At 65.0% G+C, this 16,209-nt stretch carries 17 protein-coding genes; 12 read left to right on the forward strand and 5 right to left on the reverse strand.

The window, feature by feature from the left end; all coding sequences use genetic code 11:
• Positions 1-78 precede the first annotated feature (78 nt).
• The 9 genes from iolD (at position 79) to AC1RMG_RS03295 (ending at position 10,111) form a co-directional block, all read left to right on the forward strand.
• The gene (gene iolD / locus AC1RMG_RS03255) at positions 79-2,016 is read left to right on the forward strand and encodes a 3D-(3,5/4)-trihydroxycyclohexane-1,2-dione acylhydrolase (decyclizing) (RefSeq protein WP_065363831.1); all 1,938 of its coding nucleotides are present in this window, start codon (positions 79-81) and stop codon (positions 2,014-2,016) included.
• 34 nt (positions 2,017-2,050) lie between these two features.
• The gene (gene iolG / locus AC1RMG_RS03260) at positions 2,051-3,061 is read left to right on the forward strand and encodes a bifunctional inositol 2-dehydrogenase/D-chiro-inositol 1-dehydrogenase (protein WP_072442195.1); all 1,011 of its coding nucleotides are present in this window, start codon (positions 2,051-2,053) and stop codon (positions 3,059-3,061) included.
• A 213-nt stretch (positions 3,062-3,274) separates the two neighbouring features.
• Positions 3,275-3,520: a hypothetical protein gene (locus AC1RMG_RS03265; protein ID WP_011060888.1), complete on the forward strand. Its 246-nt coding sequence runs from the start codon at positions 3,275-3,277 to the stop codon at positions 3,518-3,520.
• 41 nt (positions 3,521-3,561) lie between these two features.
• Positions 3,562-4,488: a sugar ABC transporter substrate-binding protein gene (locus AC1RMG_RS03270; RefSeq protein WP_493168329.1), complete on the forward strand. Its 927-nt coding sequence runs from the start codon at positions 3,562-3,564 to the stop codon at positions 4,486-4,488.
• A gap of 66 nt (positions 4,489-4,554) precedes the next feature.
• Entirely contained in the window at positions 4,555-6,102 is a 1,548-nt protein-coding gene (locus AC1RMG_RS03275) for a sugar ABC transporter ATP-binding protein (protein ID WP_370059017.1), read from the forward strand.
• Positions 6,103-6,133: 31 nt separating this feature from the next.
• Complete coding sequence (locus AC1RMG_RS03280; RefSeq protein WP_011060891.1) at positions 6,134-7,156, forward strand: ABC transporter permease; 1,023 nt, start codon at positions 6,134-6,136, stop codon at positions 7,154-7,156.
• Between the two features lie 425 nt (positions 7,157-7,581).
• Positions 7,582-7,986 (forward strand): TraR/DksA family transcriptional regulator, encoded by a 405-nt coding sequence (locus tag AC1RMG_RS03285; RefSeq protein WP_011060892.1) that lies wholly within the window; start codon positions 7,582-7,584, stop codon positions 7,984-7,986.
• 159 nt (positions 7,987-8,145) lie between these two features.
• Positions 8,146-9,771, forward strand: coding sequence for a methyl-accepting chemotaxis protein (locus AC1RMG_RS03290; RefSeq protein ID WP_077933960.1), 1,626 nt, complete (start codon positions 8,146-8,148; stop codon positions 9,769-9,771).
• Positions 9,772-9,892: 121 nt separating this feature from the next.
• Positions 9,893-10,111, forward strand: a complete 219-nt coding sequence (locus AC1RMG_RS03295; RefSeq protein ID WP_015635320.1) for a hypothetical protein — start codon at positions 9,893-9,895, stop codon at positions 10,109-10,111.
• Here the strand turns inward: AC1RMG_RS03295 and AC1RMG_RS03300 are convergent.
• From AC1RMG_RS03300 to AC1RMG_RS03310, 3 genes are all read right to left on the reverse strand, one after another.
• Positions 10,108-10,347 carry a DUF2789 domain-containing protein gene (locus AC1RMG_RS03300; protein WP_011060895.1) on the reverse strand — a complete coding sequence of 80 codons (240 nt, stop codon included), beginning with the start codon at positions 10,345-10,347 and terminating at the stop codon, positions 10,108-10,110. The genes AC1RMG_RS03295 and AC1RMG_RS03300 overlap by 4 nt on opposite strands.
• Before the next feature lie 84 nt (positions 10,348-10,431).
• Complete coding sequence (locus AC1RMG_RS03305) at positions 10,432-10,794, reverse strand: HlyD family secretion protein (protein ID WP_169891827.1); 363 nt, start codon at positions 10,792-10,794, stop codon at positions 10,432-10,434.
• A gap of 78 nt (positions 10,795-10,872) precedes the next feature.
• Positions 10,873-11,103, reverse strand: a complete 231-nt coding sequence (locus AC1RMG_RS03310) for a hypothetical protein (RefSeq protein ID WP_026020108.1) — start codon at positions 11,101-11,103, stop codon at positions 10,873-10,875.
• Positions 11,104-11,705: 602 nt separating this feature from the next.
• On the opposite strand from AC1RMG_RS03310, the gene AC1RMG_RS03315 reads away from it, so the two are divergent.
• The 3 genes from AC1RMG_RS03315 (at position 11,706) to AC1RMG_RS03325 (ending at position 13,529) form a co-directional block, all read left to right on the forward strand.
• On the forward strand, positions 11,706-12,176 hold the full coding sequence (locus AC1RMG_RS03315) for a hypothetical protein (RefSeq protein ID WP_026020109.1): 471 nt from the start codon (positions 11,706-11,708) through the stop codon (positions 12,174-12,176).
• Positions 12,176-12,379 carry a hypothetical protein gene (locus AC1RMG_RS03320; protein WP_015635322.1) on the forward strand — a complete coding sequence of 68 codons (204 nt, stop codon included), beginning with the start codon at positions 12,176-12,178 and terminating at the stop codon, positions 12,377-12,379. Before AC1RMG_RS03315 ends, AC1RMG_RS03320 begins: the two co-directional genes overlap by 1 nt.
• Before the next feature lie 136 nt (positions 12,380-12,515).
• Positions 12,516-13,529: an ABC transporter substrate-binding protein gene (locus tag AC1RMG_RS03325; RefSeq protein ID WP_011060899.1), complete on the forward strand. Its 1,014-nt coding sequence runs from the start codon at positions 12,516-12,518 to the stop codon at positions 13,527-13,529.
• A 60-nt stretch (positions 13,530-13,589) separates the two neighbouring features.
• Here AC1RMG_RS03325 and AC1RMG_RS03330 read toward each other — a convergent pair whose 3' ends face one another.
• Positions 13,590-15,725, reverse strand: coding sequence for a TonB-dependent receptor (locus AC1RMG_RS03330; protein ID WP_493168333.1), 2,136 nt, complete (start codon positions 15,723-15,725; stop codon positions 13,590-13,592).
• Positions 15,726-15,812: 87 nt separating this feature from the next.
• On the reverse strand, positions 15,813-16,199 hold the full coding sequence (locus AC1RMG_RS03335; protein WP_026020110.1) for a DUF2946 domain-containing protein: 387 nt from the start codon (positions 16,197-16,199) through the stop codon (positions 15,813-15,815).
• Positions 16,200-16,209 lie beyond the last annotated feature (10 nt).

A 16,209-nucleotide genomic window follows, 5' to 3' on the forward strand; every position in this document is an offset into this window, starting at 1 on the left:
CCCCCCTTGTAGGCGCCGGCAAGCCGGCTTCCGCACAAAGAACAGTGAGAGTGCTGTATGGCCATTGAAGGAACACAGATGAGCACGATTCGACTGACCATGGCCCAAGCCCTGGTGAAATTCCTCGATAACCAGTACGTCGAGGTGGACGGGCAGCAGAGCCGGTTCATTGCCGGGGTCTTTACGATCTTCGGCCACGGCAATGTGCTGGGCATCGGCCAGGCGCTGCAGCAGGACCCGGGCCAATTGCGGGTGCACCAGGGCCGCAACGAGCAGGGCATGGCCCATGCCGCCATCGGGTTTGCCAAGCAGCACCTGCGGCGCAAGGTCTATGCCTGCACCGCTTCGGTGGGCCCCGGCGCGGCCAATATGCTGACCGCCGCGGCCACCGCCACGGCCAACCGCATTCCCTTGCTGCTGTTGCCCGGCGACGTGTTCGCCAGCCGCCAGCCGGACCCGGTGCTGCAACAGATCGAGCAGTTCCATGACCTGGGCATCAGCACCAATGATGCCTTCAAGGCGGTGAGCAAATACTGGGACCGGATCAACCGCCCGGAGCAGTTGATGAGCGCGGCGCTGCAGGCGATGCGGGTGCTGGCCGACCCGGCCCAAACCGGCGCGGTGACCCTGGCGCTGCCCCAGGATGTGCAGGCCGAGGCCTACGATTACCCGCTGAGCTTCTTCGCCCGACGGGTGCATCGCATCGACCGGCGGCCACCCACCGAAGCGATGCTGGCGGACGCCGTGGCGCTGCTGCGGGGCAAGCGCAAGCCGTTGCTGATCTGCGGTGGCGGGGTCAAGTACGCCGCGGCCAACCAGGCCTTGCAGGCCTTTGCCGAGCGCTTCGCGATCCCGGTGGCCGAGACTCAGGCCGGCAAGAGCGCGCTGCTGTCCAGCCATCCATTGAACGTGGGCGGCATCGGTGAAACCGGCTGCCTGGCGGCCAACCTGCTGGCCCGGGAGGCCGACCTGATCATTGGCGTCGGTACCCGCTACAGCGATTTCACCACCTCGTCCAAGTGGCTGTTCCAGCACCCCCAGGTGCAGTTTCTCAACCTCAATATCAACCCCGGCGATGCCGTGAAGCTCGATGGCGTGCAACTGCTGGCCGATGCCCGGGCCGGCTTGCAGGCACTGGGCGAGGCCCTGGCCGGCAGCGCCTACCGCGCCGGCTGGGGCACTCGGGTGGCCGAGGCCAGGGCGCAGCTGGATGCCGAGCTGGAGCGGGTCCACGGCGTGCACTATCAGGGCGAGGATTTTGTGCCGGAGGTCAAGGACGCGCTGGACCCGGCGGTGCTGCGCGAGTTCATCGAGCTGACCGGCTCCTGCCTGACCCAGAGCCAGGTGCTGGGGGTGCTCAACCAGACCCTGGCCGACGATGCGGTGATTGTCGCCGCTGCCGGCAGCTTGCCCGGGGACCTGCAACGCAGCTGGCGCAGCAAGGGGCTCAACACCTACCACGTGGAATATGGCTATTCGTGCATGGGTTATGAAATTGCCGCGGCCCTGGGGGTCAAGCTCGCCGCCCCCGAGCGCGAGGTCTATGCCCTGGTGGGCGACGGCTCCTACCTGATGCTGCATTCGGAGCTGCTGACCTCGATCCAGGAGCAACGCAAGATCAACGTGGTGCTGCTGGACAACATGGCCTTCGGCTGCATCAACAACCTGCAACTGGGCCAGGGCCTGGACAGCTTCGCTACCGAGTTCCGCTACCGCAACCCAGACAGCGACCAGCTAGACGGCGGCCTGATCCCGGTGGACTACGCCATGAGCGCCGCGGCCTACGGCTGCAAGACCTACAAGGTGAGGAACCTGGAGCAGCTCCACGCCGCCCTGGCGGACGCCCGGCTGCAGCGGGTCTCGACCCTGATCGATATCAAGGTGCTGCCCAAGACCATGCTCCACGGCTACCTGTCCTGGTGGCATGTGGCGGTGGCCGAGGTCAGCGGCAGTGAGAGGGTGGCCGCCGCGGCCGCCGCCATCGATCAGCAGTTGGCCAAGGCGCGCCAGTACTGAAACTCCCCAACCGAACAACCACAGGAGTACACCCATGTCTTTGCAGCTAGGCGTTATCGGCACTGGTGCCATAGGTCAGGATCACATTCGGCGTTGCAGCCAGACCCTGCAGGGCTGCCGGGTGGTGGCGGTGACCGACATCGACCCGCAGCAGGCGGCCCGGGTGCTGGCCGGGCTCACGCTTGAGGCCGAGGTCTACCCCGACGGCCATGCCCTGATCCAGGCGCCGGAGGTCCAGGCGCTGCTGGTGACGTCCTGGGGCCCGAGCCACGAAGAGTTCGTGCTGGCGGCCATCGCCGCCGGCAAGCCGGTGTTCTGCGAAAAGCCCCTGGCGGTGACCGCCGCCGGCTGCCGGCGCATCGTCGAGGCCGAGATTGCCCACGGCCGGCGCCTGGTGCAGGTGGGGTTCATGCGCCCCTACGACGCCGGCTACCAGGCGCTCAAGGCGGTGGTGGACAGTGGGCGCATCGGTGAGCCGCTGATGCTGCACTGCGCTCACCGCAACCCGCGGGTGGGGGAGAACTACAAGACCGACATGGCCATCACCGACACCCTGATCCACGAGCTGGATGTGCTGCGCTGGCTGCTGGCGGACGACTATGTGTCGGTGCAGGTGCTGTTCCCGCGCAAGACCGGCAAGGCCCACGCCCAACTGCGCGACCCGCAGATCGTGCTGCTGGAAACCGCCCGGGGCACGCGGATCGACGTGGAGATCTTCGTCAACTGCCAGTACGGCTACGACATCCAGTGCGAAGTGGTGGGCGAGAGCGGCATCGCCCGCCTGCCGGAGCCGCCCCAGGTCCAGCTGCGCAGCGCGGCCAGCCTGTCCAGCGCGATCCTGATGGACTGGAAGGAGCGCTTCATCGCCGCCTATGACGTCGAGCTGCAGGCCTTTGTCGATGGCGTGCGCGCTGGCCGGGTGGGTGGGCCCTCGGCCTGGGACGGCCTGGCCGCGGCGGTGGCGGCCGACGCCTGCATCGAGGCCCAGCAGAGCGGGGCGATCGTCCCCATCAGCCTGCCCCAGCGCCCGGCGCTCTACGCCTGAACCCCGGGATTTCTGTAGGCGCCGGCTTGCCAGCGAAGGTGTTTTCCAGGGCACTGCAAGGCGTGCGGGCCCCTTCGCCGGCAAGCCGTCTCCTGCGGGAAGCGAGGGATCTGACTGCTGGAAATGCAATTGCAGTAAAATTCTAAAATGAGTTGATATAGAAATTATTTTCCAATAAAGTCGTTTCCAGGTAGCCGACCCTACAAGGTTCCCATGGCCTTCAAGCCCCGCTTGAGCCCTGGAGAACCCACCAACAAGAACAAACAGGTGCCGTCGATGAAAACCTTCCGCTCTGCTCTGCAATGGCTGTCCCGTACCCGGGGCGCCGCCTCCCGCGATCTGCCCGTCACTCCCTGGTCCTCTCGTTTATTGACCCTGCTCAGCGGCCTGTGTGTCGAACACCAGGGCGCGCTGCTGGGCTGCATGCCCGGGGCCCCGGTTCTGTATTCGCCGGCCTGAGCACGGCCACCCACCAACAAGCATGTGGAGAACGATTCTTAATGAACATTCAGAACCGAGTGGCGTGTCTTGCCCTGTCGCTGTTGCTGTTCAGTGGCGCGGCGCTGGCCCAGGTGCGCATCGGCGTGAGCATGTCGCAGTTCGACGACACCTGGCTGACCTACCTGCGCGAGTCCATGGACCAGAAGGCCAGGTCCATGCCCGAAGGCGTGCAGTTGCAGTTCGAGGACGCCCGCAGTGACGTGGTCAAGCAGCTGAGCCAGGTGGAAAGCTTCATCAGCCAGAAGGTGGACGCCATCGTGGTCAACCCGGTGGATACCGCCGCCACTCGCAAGATCACCGAGGCGGCGGTCAAGGCCGGGATTCCCCTGGTCTACGTCAACCGTCGCCCGGACGACCTGAACCTGCCCAAGGGCGTGGTCACCGTGGCCTCCGACGACCTGGAGGCAGGCAAGATGCAGATGCAGTACCTGGCCGAGAAAATGGGCGGCAAGGGCAGCATCGTGATCCTTCTCGGCGACCTGGCGAACAACTCCACCACCAATCGCACCAAGGGGGTCAAGGAGGTGCTGGCCCGGTACCCCGGGATCAAGGTCGACCAGGAACAGACCGGCGTCTGGCTGCGGGACAAGGGCATGACCCTGGTCAACGACTGGCTGACCCAGGGCCGCGAGTTCAATGCGGTGGTGGCCAACAACGACGAGATGGCCATCGGTGCGGCCATGGCCCTGAACCAGGCCGGGGTGGCCAAGGGCAGCGTGCTGATCGCCGGGGTCGACGGCACCCCCGACGGGCTGCGCGCGGTGCAGCGCGGCGAGCTGGCGGTGTCGGTGTTCCAGGACGCCAAGGGCCAGGCCGACGGCTCGGTGGAAACCGCGGTGAAGATGGCCAACAAGCAGCCGGTGGACGCCGCGGTGTGGATTCCCTACCGCCTGATCACCCCGGAAACGGTCGCCCAGTTCAAGTAGGCGCCGGCCCTTCAATCACACGCGGGTCGGGCGGCGCTGGCTGCCCGGCCGCTGGAGTAGCTGATCATGAACGCTTGTGCTACTGCTTCGAGCCTGCACTCCCTGAGCCCGGCCGTGGCGCCCCAGGAGCCCTACCTGCTGGAAGTGCTGAATGTCAGCAAGGGCTTTCCCGGGGTGGTGGCCCTGGCCAACGTGCAACTGCGGGTACGCCCCGGCACGGTCTTGGCGCTGATGGGCGAAAACGGTGCCGGCAAGTCGACCCTGATGAAGATCATCGCGGGCATCTATCAGCCCGACTCCGGCGAACTGCGCCTCAAGGGCCGGCCGGTGACCTTCACCACGCCGCTGGCGGCGCTGCAGGCGGGGATCGCCATGATCCACCAGGAACTCAACCTGATGCCGCACATGAGCATCGCCGAGAACATCTGGATCGGCCGCGAGCAACAGAACCGCCTGGGCCTGATCGACCACCGGGAAATGCACCGCTGCACTGCCGCCTTGCTGGCCCGCCTGCGCATCGAACTGGACCCCGAGGAGCAGGTGGGCAACCTGAGCATCGCCGAGCGCCAGATGGTGGAGATCGCCAAGGCGGTGTCCTACGACTCCGACGTGCTGATCATGGACGAACCGACCTCGGCCATCACCGACAAGGAGGTGGCGCACCTGTTCTCGATCATTGCCGACCTCAAGGCCCAGGGTAAGGGCATCGTCTATATCACCCACAAGATGAACGAAGTGTTCGCCATCGCCGATGAGGTGGCGGTGTTTCGCGATGGCGCCTACATCGGCCTGCAACGGGCCGACAGCCTGGACGGCGACAGCCTGATCTCGATGATGGTGGGGCGCGAGCTGAGCCAGTTGTTTCCCCAGCGCGAGAAGCCTATCGGCGAGCTGCTGCTCAAGGTCCGCGACTTGCGCCTGGACGGGGTGTTCAAGGGCGTGTCCTTCGATCTGCATGCCGGGGAGATCCTCGGCATTGCCGGGCTGATGGGCTCGGGGCGGACCAATGTCGCCGAAACCCTGTTCGGCATCACCCCAAGCGATGGCGGCGAGATTGTCCTCGACGGCCAGCCCCTGCGCATCGGCGACCCGCACCGGGCGATCGAGAAGGGCCTTGCCCTGCTGACCGAGGATCGCAAGCTCAGTGGCCTGTTCCCCTGCCTGTCGGTCCTGGAAAACATGGAAGTGGCGGTACTGCCGCACTACGCCGGCGGCGGTTTTGTCCAGCAGAAGGCCTTGCGCGCCTTGTGCGAGGACATGTGCAGGAAGCTGCGGGTCAAGACCCCGTCCCTGGAGCAATGCATCGACACCCTGTCCGGGGGCAATCAGCAGAAGGCTCTGCTGGCGCGCTGGCTGATGACCCAGCCGCGGATCCTGATTCTCGACGAGCCGACCCGGGGCATTGACGTGGGGGCCAAGGCCGAGATCTACCGCCTGATCGCCAGTCTGGCCGGTGAGGGCATGGCGGTGATCATGATTTCCTCGGAACTGCCCGAGGTGCTGGGCATGAGCGACCGGGTCATGGTCATGCACGAAGGGCAACTGATGGGCACCCTGGACCGCAACGAGGCGACCCAGGAACGGGTCATGCAACTGGCTTCGGGCCTGAACTAGACGACATTCAACCCAAGGGTGGTGGCTGGCAATGAACGCGATAATCGACAACAAACCCGCGGCGGTGGCAGTCAAGCCCCGGCGACGACTGCCCACCGAGCTGAGCATCTTCCTGGTGCTGATCGGTATCGGCCTGGTGTTCGAGCTGTTTGGCTGGATCGTCCGCGACCAGAGTTTCCTGCTCAATTCCCAGCGCCTGGTGCTGATGATTCTCCAGGTCTCGGTGATCGGCCTGCTGGCCATCGGCGTGACCCAGGTGATCATTACCACTGGCATCGACCTGTCTTCCGGTTCGGTGCTGGCCCTGTCGGCGATGATTGCCGCCAGCCTGGCCCAGACCTCGGACTTCACCCGGGCGGTGTTTCCCTCGCTGACCGACCTGCCGGTGTGGATCCCGGTGCTCGCCGGGCTCGGGGTCGGCCTCCTGGCGGGGGCGATCAACGGCAGTGTGATTGCCCTGACCGGCATTCCTCCCTTTATTGCCACCCTGGGGATGATGGTCTCGGCCCGGGGGCTGGCGCGTTACTACACCCAGGGCCAGCCGGTGAGCATGCTCTCCGATTCCTACACCGCCATCGGCCACGGGGCGATGCCGGTGGTGATCTTCCTGGTGGTGGCGCTGATCTTTCATATCGCCCTGCGCTACACCAAGTACGGCAAGTACACCTATGCCATCGGCGGCAACATGCAGGCGGCGCGGACTTCGGGGATCAACGTCAAGCGCCACCTGGTGATTGTCTACAGCATTGCCGGGCTGCTGGCGGGGCTGGCCGGGGTGGTGGCCTCGGCACGTGCGGCCACCGGGCAGGCGGGGATGGGCATGTCCTACGAGCTGGACGCGATTGCCGCGGCAGTGATCGGCGGCACCAGCCTGGCCGGCGGGGTGGGGCGCATCACCGGCACCGTGATCGGCGCGCTGATCCTCGGGGTCATGGCCAGTGGCTTCACCTTTGTCGGGGTCGATGCCTACATCCAGGACATCATCAAGGGCCTGATCATCGTGGTGGCGGTGGTCATCGACCAGTACCGCAACAAGCGCAAGCTCAAGCGCTGAGCAGGGGAGAGGCGCCGGCTGGTGCAGGAGCCGGCGTGCCAGCGAATACGCTCCCGAGCCCTGGCCCGCTCCAAAGGCCTCTTCGCCGGCCGGCCGGTGCCCCTGGAAATCGTTGAAAACGGCCAGAATCCGCCGTCCGGCACTGCCGTTTGTCTTCTAACAGACCCATGGCTATGGAATTTTTTGTTATAAACGCACTCCAATAAACGCCACCAAAGCCCGCATTTGCGGGCTTTGTGCGGTTTGTCGGACAGATTCGCTGTCATTTCAGTTGCTGCGCCCTCAAACCGGCCTTAGACTGCCGCCCCTCGTAAATTGAGTGCCGGGTGGCGCTTGGAAGGTATGGCGCCTTTCTGATGACCTGACGGGTCAACCGGAAACAGTTTGAATTCGCCTTAATGCACGTATTTTTTATAGAGAAATCAATGACCAAGGAAAAGTTGCTGGCCATGCCGGCGGATGACTACATGAATGCCGAGCAGCACGCTTTTTTCAGCGACCTGTTGCAAGCCATGAAGGTGGAAACCCACGAGCGCATCGAACAGAACCGGATCGCCATTGAAAGCCTGGACACCCCGGCTGACCCGGCCGACGCCGCTTCCGTCGAAGAAGAGCGCACCTGGTTGGTCAACGCCATTGATCGCGACCAGCGCATGCTGCCGCAACTGGAACAGGCCCTGGGCCGGATCAGCGACGACAGCTTCGGCTGGTGCGACGACAGCGGCGAGCCGATCGGCCTCAAGCGCCTGCTGATCAGCCCCACCACCAAGTACTGCATCGAGGCCCAAGAGCGCCACGAGCAGATTGACAAGCATCAGCGTCAAGCCTGATCGCCAGCCCCCGCCACAGCGGGGGCTCTGTTTTTTCGGGCAGTGCCCGCCCGCACATTCTCTTGATCTGCTGCAAACCCGCGACTAAGGGACCATGGATAATGGCCCTCTAGTGGCGTCTAATGCCGCAAACAATTAGAACGATGTGGGGTGACACAGATGTCAAGAGATGGATCTCTAGCGGCGCCGGTCGCACAGCCGCTGGCAACACCCGAAACCGCCGCCCGCTGGTGGGCGCCGTCCTTGCAGAGCGCGGCGCTGATGGCGCTGTTCGCCGGCCAGGCCCTGGGCGGCTGGTCGCTGTACCTGTGCCTGCCCGTGGCGGTGCTGGTGATCTGGCTGCCGCGGTTGCGCGGGCGCGGGCGGCCCCTGGTGGCGAACGCGACGGCTGACGATCAGTTGTCGGCGCTGACCCGCGACCTGTCCTACAGCACCACCCATAACGCACTGTCTGCGGCGGGCGTGGCCTACTCGGTGACCCAGCTGGCAGGCAAGCTGCAATCCCAGCTCGACGCCGCCGCGCGCATCGTCGGCAACGCCGAAGTGATGATCAAGACCGAGCAGGTCACCTCCCAACTCAGCCAGCAGGCCCTGGGCGCCGCCAGCGAGGCCCACGCCAGCAGCGCCGAAGGGCGCACGGTGCTGGGGGAATCCATCAGCCGCATGCACCTGCTCAGCCAGCGCGCCAATGGCAGCCGTGAGCTGATCGAGGCCCTGAGCCAGCGCAGCGAGGAGATCCAGCGGGTGACCCTGGTGATCCAGTCCATCGCCAGCCAGACCAACCTGCTGGCGCTGAATGCGGCCATCGAGGCAGCCCGGGCCGGGGAACACGGGCGCGGTTTCGCGGTGGTGGCCGATGAGGTGCGCGGGCTGGCCGGGCGCACCGCCGCGGCCACCGACGAGGTCGGGGTGATGGTGGCGGATATCCAGCAGCGCACCAGCGACGTGGTGGAGCAGATCCGCCAGCTGGCCGACGACCTCAACCTGGGGGTCGAGCAGGTGGAGCACACCGGTCGTCACCTGGACAACATCGCGCGCCTGGCGGCCGGGGTGGAAGGGCAGGTCAGCGAGATCGCCCGGGGCGCCGAGACCAACCGCGAGCAACTGGACAGCCTGTTTCATGCCGTGGAGCAGATGCGCAGCGACCTGGCGGTCAGCGACCAGCAGACCCGCAGCCTGGCGCAGGCCGCGGTGCAGATGGAAGGGCAGGCGGAAACCATCAGCGAACGCCTGGCGGCGGTGGGCCTGGATGACTATCACCAGCGCATCTACGACCTGGCCCGCGAAGGCGCGCGGCGCATTGCCGAGCAGTTCGAGGCCGACCTGGAGCAGAACCGCATCAGCCTCGACGATCTGTTCGATCGTCACTACCAGTTGATCGCCAACACCGACCCGGCCAAATACCAGACCCGCTTCGACCGCTACACCGATCAGGTGCTGCCGCCGATCCAGGAATCCCTGCTGCCGCGCCACGATGGCCTGGTGTTCGCCATCGCCTGTACCCAGGAAGGCTACGTGCCGACCCACAACAAGGTTTTTTCCCAGCCGCTGACCGGCGACCCCGAGGTGGACAACCTGCATAACCGCAGCAAGCGCAAGTTCGCCGACCGCACGGGGATCCGCTGTGGCAGCCACCAGCAACCGCTGCTTCTGCAGACCTATACCCGGGATACCGGCGAGCTGATGCATGACCTTTCGGTGCCGATCATGGTCCGCGGCCGGCACTGGGGCGGGCTGCGCCTGGGTTACAAACCCGAGCAGGCGCCAGGCTCGGGCAAGGGCTGAGGCCTCCATTGTTACGCTATCGGTAATGCTGCAATGCAGGAACAGGCTGTTCCAGGGGCCGGCAAGTTAGTTAGTATGCCAACATCGTTAGGCAGCTAACTAATTTTCTGGAGGTAGCTCCATGCACAGCAAAGTCGATGTAGCGGTGATGATTGGCAGCGGCGTGCCAGCCAGCCTGCGGGCCGAGGGCCGTCGTGCGTGCTGGGTGGTTCTGGTCAATGGCGAGCAGCGCGGCACGGCCTTTGCCAGCCGCGCCGAGGCCGAGGAGTGCCGGCTGGCCTGGCAGCAGCAGCTGCAGGTGCTGCTGCCCGGCGGCCGGCACCTGCGGCATTCGGCTTAACCGGCCTGGTGCAGGCGCAGGTTGAGCTCGTCCACCACGGGCGCCCAGTCGGCGTCTTCGCGCAGTTGCTGTTTGAGAAAGGCCGCTTGCTGGGGCGTCCAGAAGGGGGCGTCGATCATTTTCAGGTCTTCGTCCAGGGGCGAGTGCCGGGCGATGAAACCATCGATGGCGGCGGGGCTGGAATCCAGGCCCAACTGGTCGAACAGCCCTTCGAGGTTATGGGTGGGCGCTTCCATGGTGATCTCCTTGGGTGACGGGCAGCACCGGCGCTGCCTCAGTGCATCTGAGGCATGGCAGGCGCGCAAGTTCGATCCAAGGGTTCAGGCCAGGGTGCCGCTCTCGGCCTGGAACAACGCCGTCTGGGCCATGGACAGGGCAGTGCTGTAGGCCATGACCTGGGCCCGGGCGGACGACAGGGCCATGGCCCGGCCGGTGTCGGAGCCGGAACTGGCGCCCTTGACCGTGGCCAGGCGGGCCTTGGCCCGTTGCAGTTTCTGTTGCAGCAGCTCGATCTGCTTTTTCAGTTGGCGGATGCGTTTCTTCTTCGCCAGCAACAGCGCCTCTTCCGGGGTTTGCGCGCTGGAGCGGCTCAGGACCAGGGTCTCGCCGTCGTCCGAGGCTTCCAGTACCGCAGTGCTTGGATCCGGCTTGAGAAAGTCGGCCAGGCGAGATGGGGGTTTCAAGTCGATCATCATGATGCTCTTAAACGGATCTCGCCTTTGTATCGGTCGCGCTGTCGGATCCTTGACTGGCGCTGTCTGTCAGGCGTTCAGGGCGCCCTGGTCGATGGCCTGCTTGAGGGCCTTGGCCGACGCTCTGGCAGCCGCGGCAGCGTCTTCCGAGGTCTTGAACCAGCGATCGCGTTCCACCTGGTGGAAGGTGACCTGGGTCAGTGGGGGTTTGGCGCGCATGGCAATCACGGCCTGGAACTCGCCTTCGACTTCTCTGCACTCGCCACGAATGAAAAACTCGCCAATATCTAGTTCGGTCACTTCTAGCCTTCCCTTGGAGATGAGTGAGTGCTTGAACGCCCCCCAAGAGGGGGGCATTCAATCAATGGCGGAGTATGGCAGTTGTTGGGTGATGGCGGGCTGAGTTATATCATTTGGATTCTAGGTGGCGATTATTCTGATGATCTAATCTGAAACTTCCTGCTTCTGTTGCTGGGTAATATTACCGGCTGCGCGTCAACTCCGGCTTTTGCTGAAGTGGGTGCGCGCGAAGCCGGTGTGCGCTTTAAATAGTCGAAATGCACAAAGTTGCTCTAGAATTGCCTCTGCAACCCGAAGTGGCTGCCGACCGGGGGAATCGTGACCCGGGTGCATCCGGCCAGCAGGCCTGTTCCAGCACCCACCCCCGACGACGCGCCGCCACGCTTTGCGGGTCAGAGCTCACTCCTCACGCCTTCGACATGTGCCTGATGCATCGGCGAAATGCCCCTTGCCCAGTGCCGCCGCCAGCGTCGTGGCCAGGAGTGCCAGCTGCACTTGTGTGTATTGGGTAACCGATTGGGGTGACTACGCCGTCATGGCGGTTTTTTCGTGCCGTCCGTTTTTTTCCGGGCGACATCATTTTGAGTATCGGGGAGTGTTCCTTGGCAGTAAGTAATCTTGAAATGCATGCATTGTTCGTGTTGGGTGATTTGCGCGCAAAGCTGGTCAAGCAGTTCCAATCTCGTTTTGTCTACCTCACCGAACAGTCCGCCGAAGGCATCTACGTCGCCGAGATCGACACCGAGACGGCCCTGGTGGTGGACGACAAGCCGCGCCTTGAACTCAAGGTCGGCGATCATTTTCGCGCCGCCGTGCTGCCCAGCCGTGAAGGCGGCAAGATGGAGATCCGCTTTCGCGAGATCAAGCTGACGGTCTACGGCCTGGGCGACTACGCCTTTGTCAGCAGCCCCCTGGGGCAGGGCATCCTGTTCAAGGAAGGCCATTCGGTGGTGACCGTGTTTGCCGCCAACGAGCAGTTGCAGGAAGGCCTGACCAAGACCCTCAAGGCGGTGACCGCCAAGGCCGCCAAATGGCGCAAGGGCGAACTGGTGAGCTTCAAGGCCAGCGAGTGATGAGCCAGGGCCGCGCCGCGTTTCACCATGAGCATCAACAGGCTGCGAGCGCTGAAGCCCAGCGCCTGTTCGCGCAGAAGACCGTGCTCCAGGGCGCCTGGCTGAACTGGGTCGCCGCCCAGCTGTACAACCTGCGCCCCGCGGCCTACGCCAGCATGGTGCGCCGCGAGTTACAGCGGTTGCAGGAGCCTCCGGCCTCTTGAGCGGCCATCCGGGAATGGCCTGGGGTTGAAACTACTGAACCTCTACTACAGTCAGTTGACTTAATGCTTTGGGGGCCGTGCGCTTAGGCGCTGCCTGCCCCTGTGGCCCAGGTCCTGACCCAAGAGGTGTACCCCGATGAAAGGAATCCGCGCGCTGCTGGCCAGCAGCCTGTTGAGCCTTGCCGCCCTGAGTACGGTGCAGCCGGTTGTGGCGGCGCCGCAACCGATTCATTTCGCCGACCTGAACTGGGAAAGCGGCAGCCTGATCACCGAGATCCTGCGGATCATGGTGGAGCAGGGCTATGGCTTGCCCACCGACACCTTGCCCGGCACCACCATCACCCTGGAAACGGCCCTGGCCAACAACGACATCCAGGTGATCGGCGAAGAGTGGGCGGGGCGCAGCCCGGTGTGGGTCAAGGCCGAGGCCGAAGGCAAGGTGCAGGCCCTGGGGGATACGGTCAAGGGCGCCACCGAAGGCTGGTGGGTGCCGGAATACGTGATCAAGGGCGACCCGGCCAAGGGTATAAAGCCCCTGGCGCCGGAGCTGCGCAGCGTGACCGACCTGGCCCGCTACAAGGACGTGTTCAAGGACCCGGAGAGCCCGGACAAGGGGCGTTTCCTCAACAGCCCGATCGGTTGGACCTCGGAGATCGTCAACCAGCAGAAGCTCAAGGCCTATGGCCTGCAGGACAGCTACGTGAATTTTCGCAGCGGTTCCGGAGCGGCCCTGGATGCGGAGATCAGCTCGGCGATCCGTCGCGGCAAGCCGATCCTGTTCTACTACTGGTCGCCCACGCCGCTGCTCGGGCGCTTCAAGCTGGTGCAACTGCAAGAACCGCCCTTTGACGCCGAAGCCTGGAAGACCCTGACCGACGCCGCCAACCCCAACCCCCGGCCAACCCGTTCCCTGGCCTCCAGGTTGTCGATCGGGGTATCCACGCCATTCCAGAAGCAGTACCCGCAACTGGCGCAGTTCTTCGCCAAGGTTGACCTGCCCATCGAGCCCCTGAACCGCGCCCTGGCGCAGATGAGCGAGAATCACAGTGCCCCGCGGGACGCGGCCCGGGCCTTCCTCAAGCAGCACCCCGACGTCTGGCGCGCCTGGGTGCCCCGGGACGTGGCGGACAGGATCGCCGCCACCTTGTAGGCGCCGGCGTGCCGGCGAATGGGCCCTTGAACCTTGCGCCCGGCGGGTGCAGGGCAGGGGTCAGAAGCGGGTCTGCACCGCCACCTCGAAGGTTCGCGGCTGGCCCAGGTAGTACGCCGGGGACACATGGGCGAACTGGCCATAGACTTCGTTGGTCAGGTTGCGCACCCGGCCGGTCACCGTGGTGTGGCTGTCGACCTTGTAGCGCAGGAAGCTGCCGTACAGGGTGTAGGCGGGCATCCGCAGGGTGTTGGCGTTGTCGGCGTATACCGAGGCCACGTAGCGCGCATCGACCCCGGTCTGCCAGTTGGGCGACAGGTCATAGGTCAGCCACAGGTTGGCCAGCCGGTCCGGTACGTTGGTCGGCGTGTTGCCCTTGCGTGAAACCACCGCGCCGCTGGCGATCTTCTCGTTGAACTCGCCGTACTCGGCATCCACCCAGGCGAAGTTGGCTTGCGCCAGTAGCTTGGGGGTGATGTGCAGGGAACTGGCCAGCTCGATGCCCCTGGAGGTCTGCTGGCCCACCGGGATGCTGTTGGCCGGGTCCAGGGGATCGGTGACGGCAAAGTCCTTGCGCTCGATGCGATAGGCGGCAACGGTCGCCGAACCCCGTCCTTGCAGGTAGTCGAACTTGCTGCCCACTTCCCATTGCTTGCCCGTGGACACCTCGAAGTTCTGAGTGCCACTGGGCTGCTCGGCGGCGGTGCTGTACTGCACGTAGACATTGGCGCTGGGCAGGAACTGCCAGGTCAGGCCCAGGCGCCCGGTGACCGGTTCCCAGCTGCGCTTGAGGTGGCGCGGGTTGCTGGCGGTGATCAGCCGGTGGTTGGTCACGTCCAGGTCGATGGCGTCGTAGCGCAGGCCGCTGAGCAGTGACAGCTCGTCGGTCAGGGCCAAGCGGTTCTCGACGAACAGGGCGCGGGTGGTGACCTGGTTGGTCTTGTCCTTGGCCCAGCCCTGGCGGGTGCCCTTCAGGTCATAGAAGTACCCCGGCTGGAAGTTGCCGGGATCGACGCTGTTGCTGGCCGGCACGTTCCAGGGCAAGTTGGTGGTGCTGTTGACCTTGTACTCAAACCCCCCGGACCAGGTGGTGTCGAGGCCGAACAGCTGATCATCGTGGCGCAGTTCGAACTGGTTGCCGTCCTGCTGGCCCTGGTGCCGTACCAGGTAGGCGGTCGAGCGGTTCACCCGGCTGTTGTCGGCGTTGTACTGGTAGGTCTCCAGGTTGCGATAGTCGCGCTGGCTGTCCAGGTGGTAGAGGGTGTTGCGCAGGCTGGTGCTGGGGTTGATCCGGTAGTCGATGATCGAGCGCAGCCACACCGTGCGTTGCTCATACAGGCCATCGGCGACGTTGTAGTTGTTGAAGCGGTTGTGCTTGTCGATCTTCAGCTCACCGGCCTTGGGATTGAGCACCGGGGTGCCCCAGTAGGGGCTGTCCTCGTGTTCATCCTGGTATTCCACCGCCAGGGTGTGGGACAGGTCCGGGGTCAGGTCGCTGAGCAGGGAGAAGGCCAGGCTCCAGGCATCCCTTTCCTGGCGGTCGATGTAGCCGTTGCTGGTGTTGTGGCTGACGTCCAAGCGCGCGTAGTGCTGCACCTCGGCACCGGCCGGGCTGAGGGCATGGTTGACCCCGAAAGCGGTCTGCGTGGTGTCGTAGCTGCCGTAGCCGAGCAGGCCTTCGGCAGCCTGTTCGCGGCGGTCCGCGAGCTTGGTCACGTAGTTCAGCGAACCGCCCACGGAGCCGGCGCCATTGATCAGCGACGAGGGGCCGCCCACCAGCTCCACCCGGTCGTAGATCCAGGCGTCCACGGGCCGGGCCAGGCCGGTGGCGACGTTGATGCCGTTGAACATCTGGGTGATCTGGCTGCTGGTAAAACCACGGTAGGAGACGAAGCCGCCGAACCCCGGCGGCGCACTGGCGTTGACCCCGGGCAGGGCGTTGGCCGCTTCCTGGAAGGTGCGGGCGCCGCGTTGCTCCAGGTCCTGGCGGCTGGCCACGGCCACCGAGGCCGGGGTTTCGCGCAGGCTCAGGCCCAGGCGCGAGGCCATGCCGCTGGACTGGTCCAGGTTCAGGCCCGGCTCGGCATCGGCCTCATCGGCGCCGATGGTGGTGGGGGCCAGTTCGAGGCTCGGCTGGCCCCAGGCATTGATCGACAGGCAGCCCAGCAGGCTCGCCAGCAAAGGAAGGTGTTTCATCGGTGCATCCTGAATTCTTGGCTAGGAAAAGGCCCACGAACGCGCGCCGCGCGACAGCGCAGTGGGCAGGTTGAGCACGAGCAGGAATCAGGCGAGAGGCGGTGCCCGGGGATGGGCCGCGGGCCAGGTGGAGCGGGCGGGGAGGTCGGTCTTGGCCAGGGTGCGCGCAGGCGGGGCCTGGGGCTGCGGCAGCAGGGCCAGGGTCAGGCTGGAGTTCAGGGCCGGGCCCATGCCGCCGGTGGAGCACAGCGGGCAACCGAAGGCTTTGGATAGAGTGGGCAGGGAGCCCTGGTCGGCCGGTTTCTGCAGCGGCGCCTGGGTGGCAGGGTCGACGCTGCAGAACTGCCCGCCGATGCCGTTGAGCTGCATGCCGAGCATCTGCCCGTGGCCGATGCTGCAGGCGAACACGTTGAACAGGACGCAGCAATAGAGCATCCAGGCAACGAGCGAGCGATCGGAACGGGCAAATTTCATGGGGCGGCAC

The sequence above is a fragment of the Pseudomonas sp. GW822-FHT04H02 genome, from assembly GCF_058800645.1.

Coding starts and splice junctions, on each gene's coding strand:
- iolD (WP_065363831.1), top strand. CDS start 79: ATGAGCACGATTCGACTGACCATGGCCCAAGCCCTGGTGAAATTCCTC.
- iolG (WP_072442195.1), top strand. CDS start 2,051: ATGTCTTTGCAGCTAGGCGTTATCGGCACTGGTGCCATAGGTCAGGAT.
- AC1RMG_RS03265 (WP_011060888.1), top strand. CDS start 3,275: ATGGCCTTCAAGCCCCGCTTGAGCCCTGGAGAACCCACCAACAAGAAC.
- AC1RMG_RS03270 (WP_493168329.1), top strand. CDS start 3,562: ATGAACATTCAGAACCGAGTGGCGTGTCTTGCCCTGTCGCTGTTGCTG.
- AC1RMG_RS03275 (WP_370059017.1), top strand. CDS start 4,555: ATGAACGCTTGTGCTACTGCTTCGAGCCTGCACTCCCTGAGCCCGGCC.
- AC1RMG_RS03280 (WP_011060891.1), top strand. CDS start 6,134: ATGAACGCGATAATCGACAACAAACCCGCGGCGGTGGCAGTCAAGCCC.
- AC1RMG_RS03285 (WP_011060892.1), top strand. CDS start 7,582: ATGACCAAGGAAAAGTTGCTGGCCATGCCGGCGGATGACTACATGAAT.
- AC1RMG_RS03290 (WP_077933960.1), top strand. CDS start 8,146: ATGTCAAGAGATGGATCTCTAGCGGCGCCGGTCGCACAGCCGCTGGCA.
- AC1RMG_RS03295 (WP_015635320.1), top strand. CDS start 9,893: ATGCACAGCAAAGTCGATGTAGCGGTGATGATTGGCAGCGGCGTGCCA.
- AC1RMG_RS03300 (WP_011060895.1), bottom strand. CDS start 10,347: ATGGAAGCGCCCACCCATAACCTCGAAGGGCTGTTCGACCAGTTGGGC.
- AC1RMG_RS03320 (WP_015635322.1), top strand. CDS start 12,176: ATGAGCCAGGGCCGCGCCGCGTTTCACCATGAGCATCAACAGGCTGCG.
- AC1RMG_RS03325 (WP_011060899.1), top strand. CDS start 12,516: ATGAAAGGAATCCGCGCGCTGCTGGCCAGCAGCCTGTTGAGCCTTGCC.
- AC1RMG_RS03330 (WP_493168333.1), bottom strand. CDS start 15,725: ATGAAACACCTTCCTTTGCTGGCGAGCCTGCTGGGCTGCCTGTCGATC.
- AC1RMG_RS03335 (WP_026020110.1), bottom strand. CDS start 16,199: ATGAAATTTGCCCGTTCCGATCGCTCGCTCGTTGCCTGGATGCTCTAT.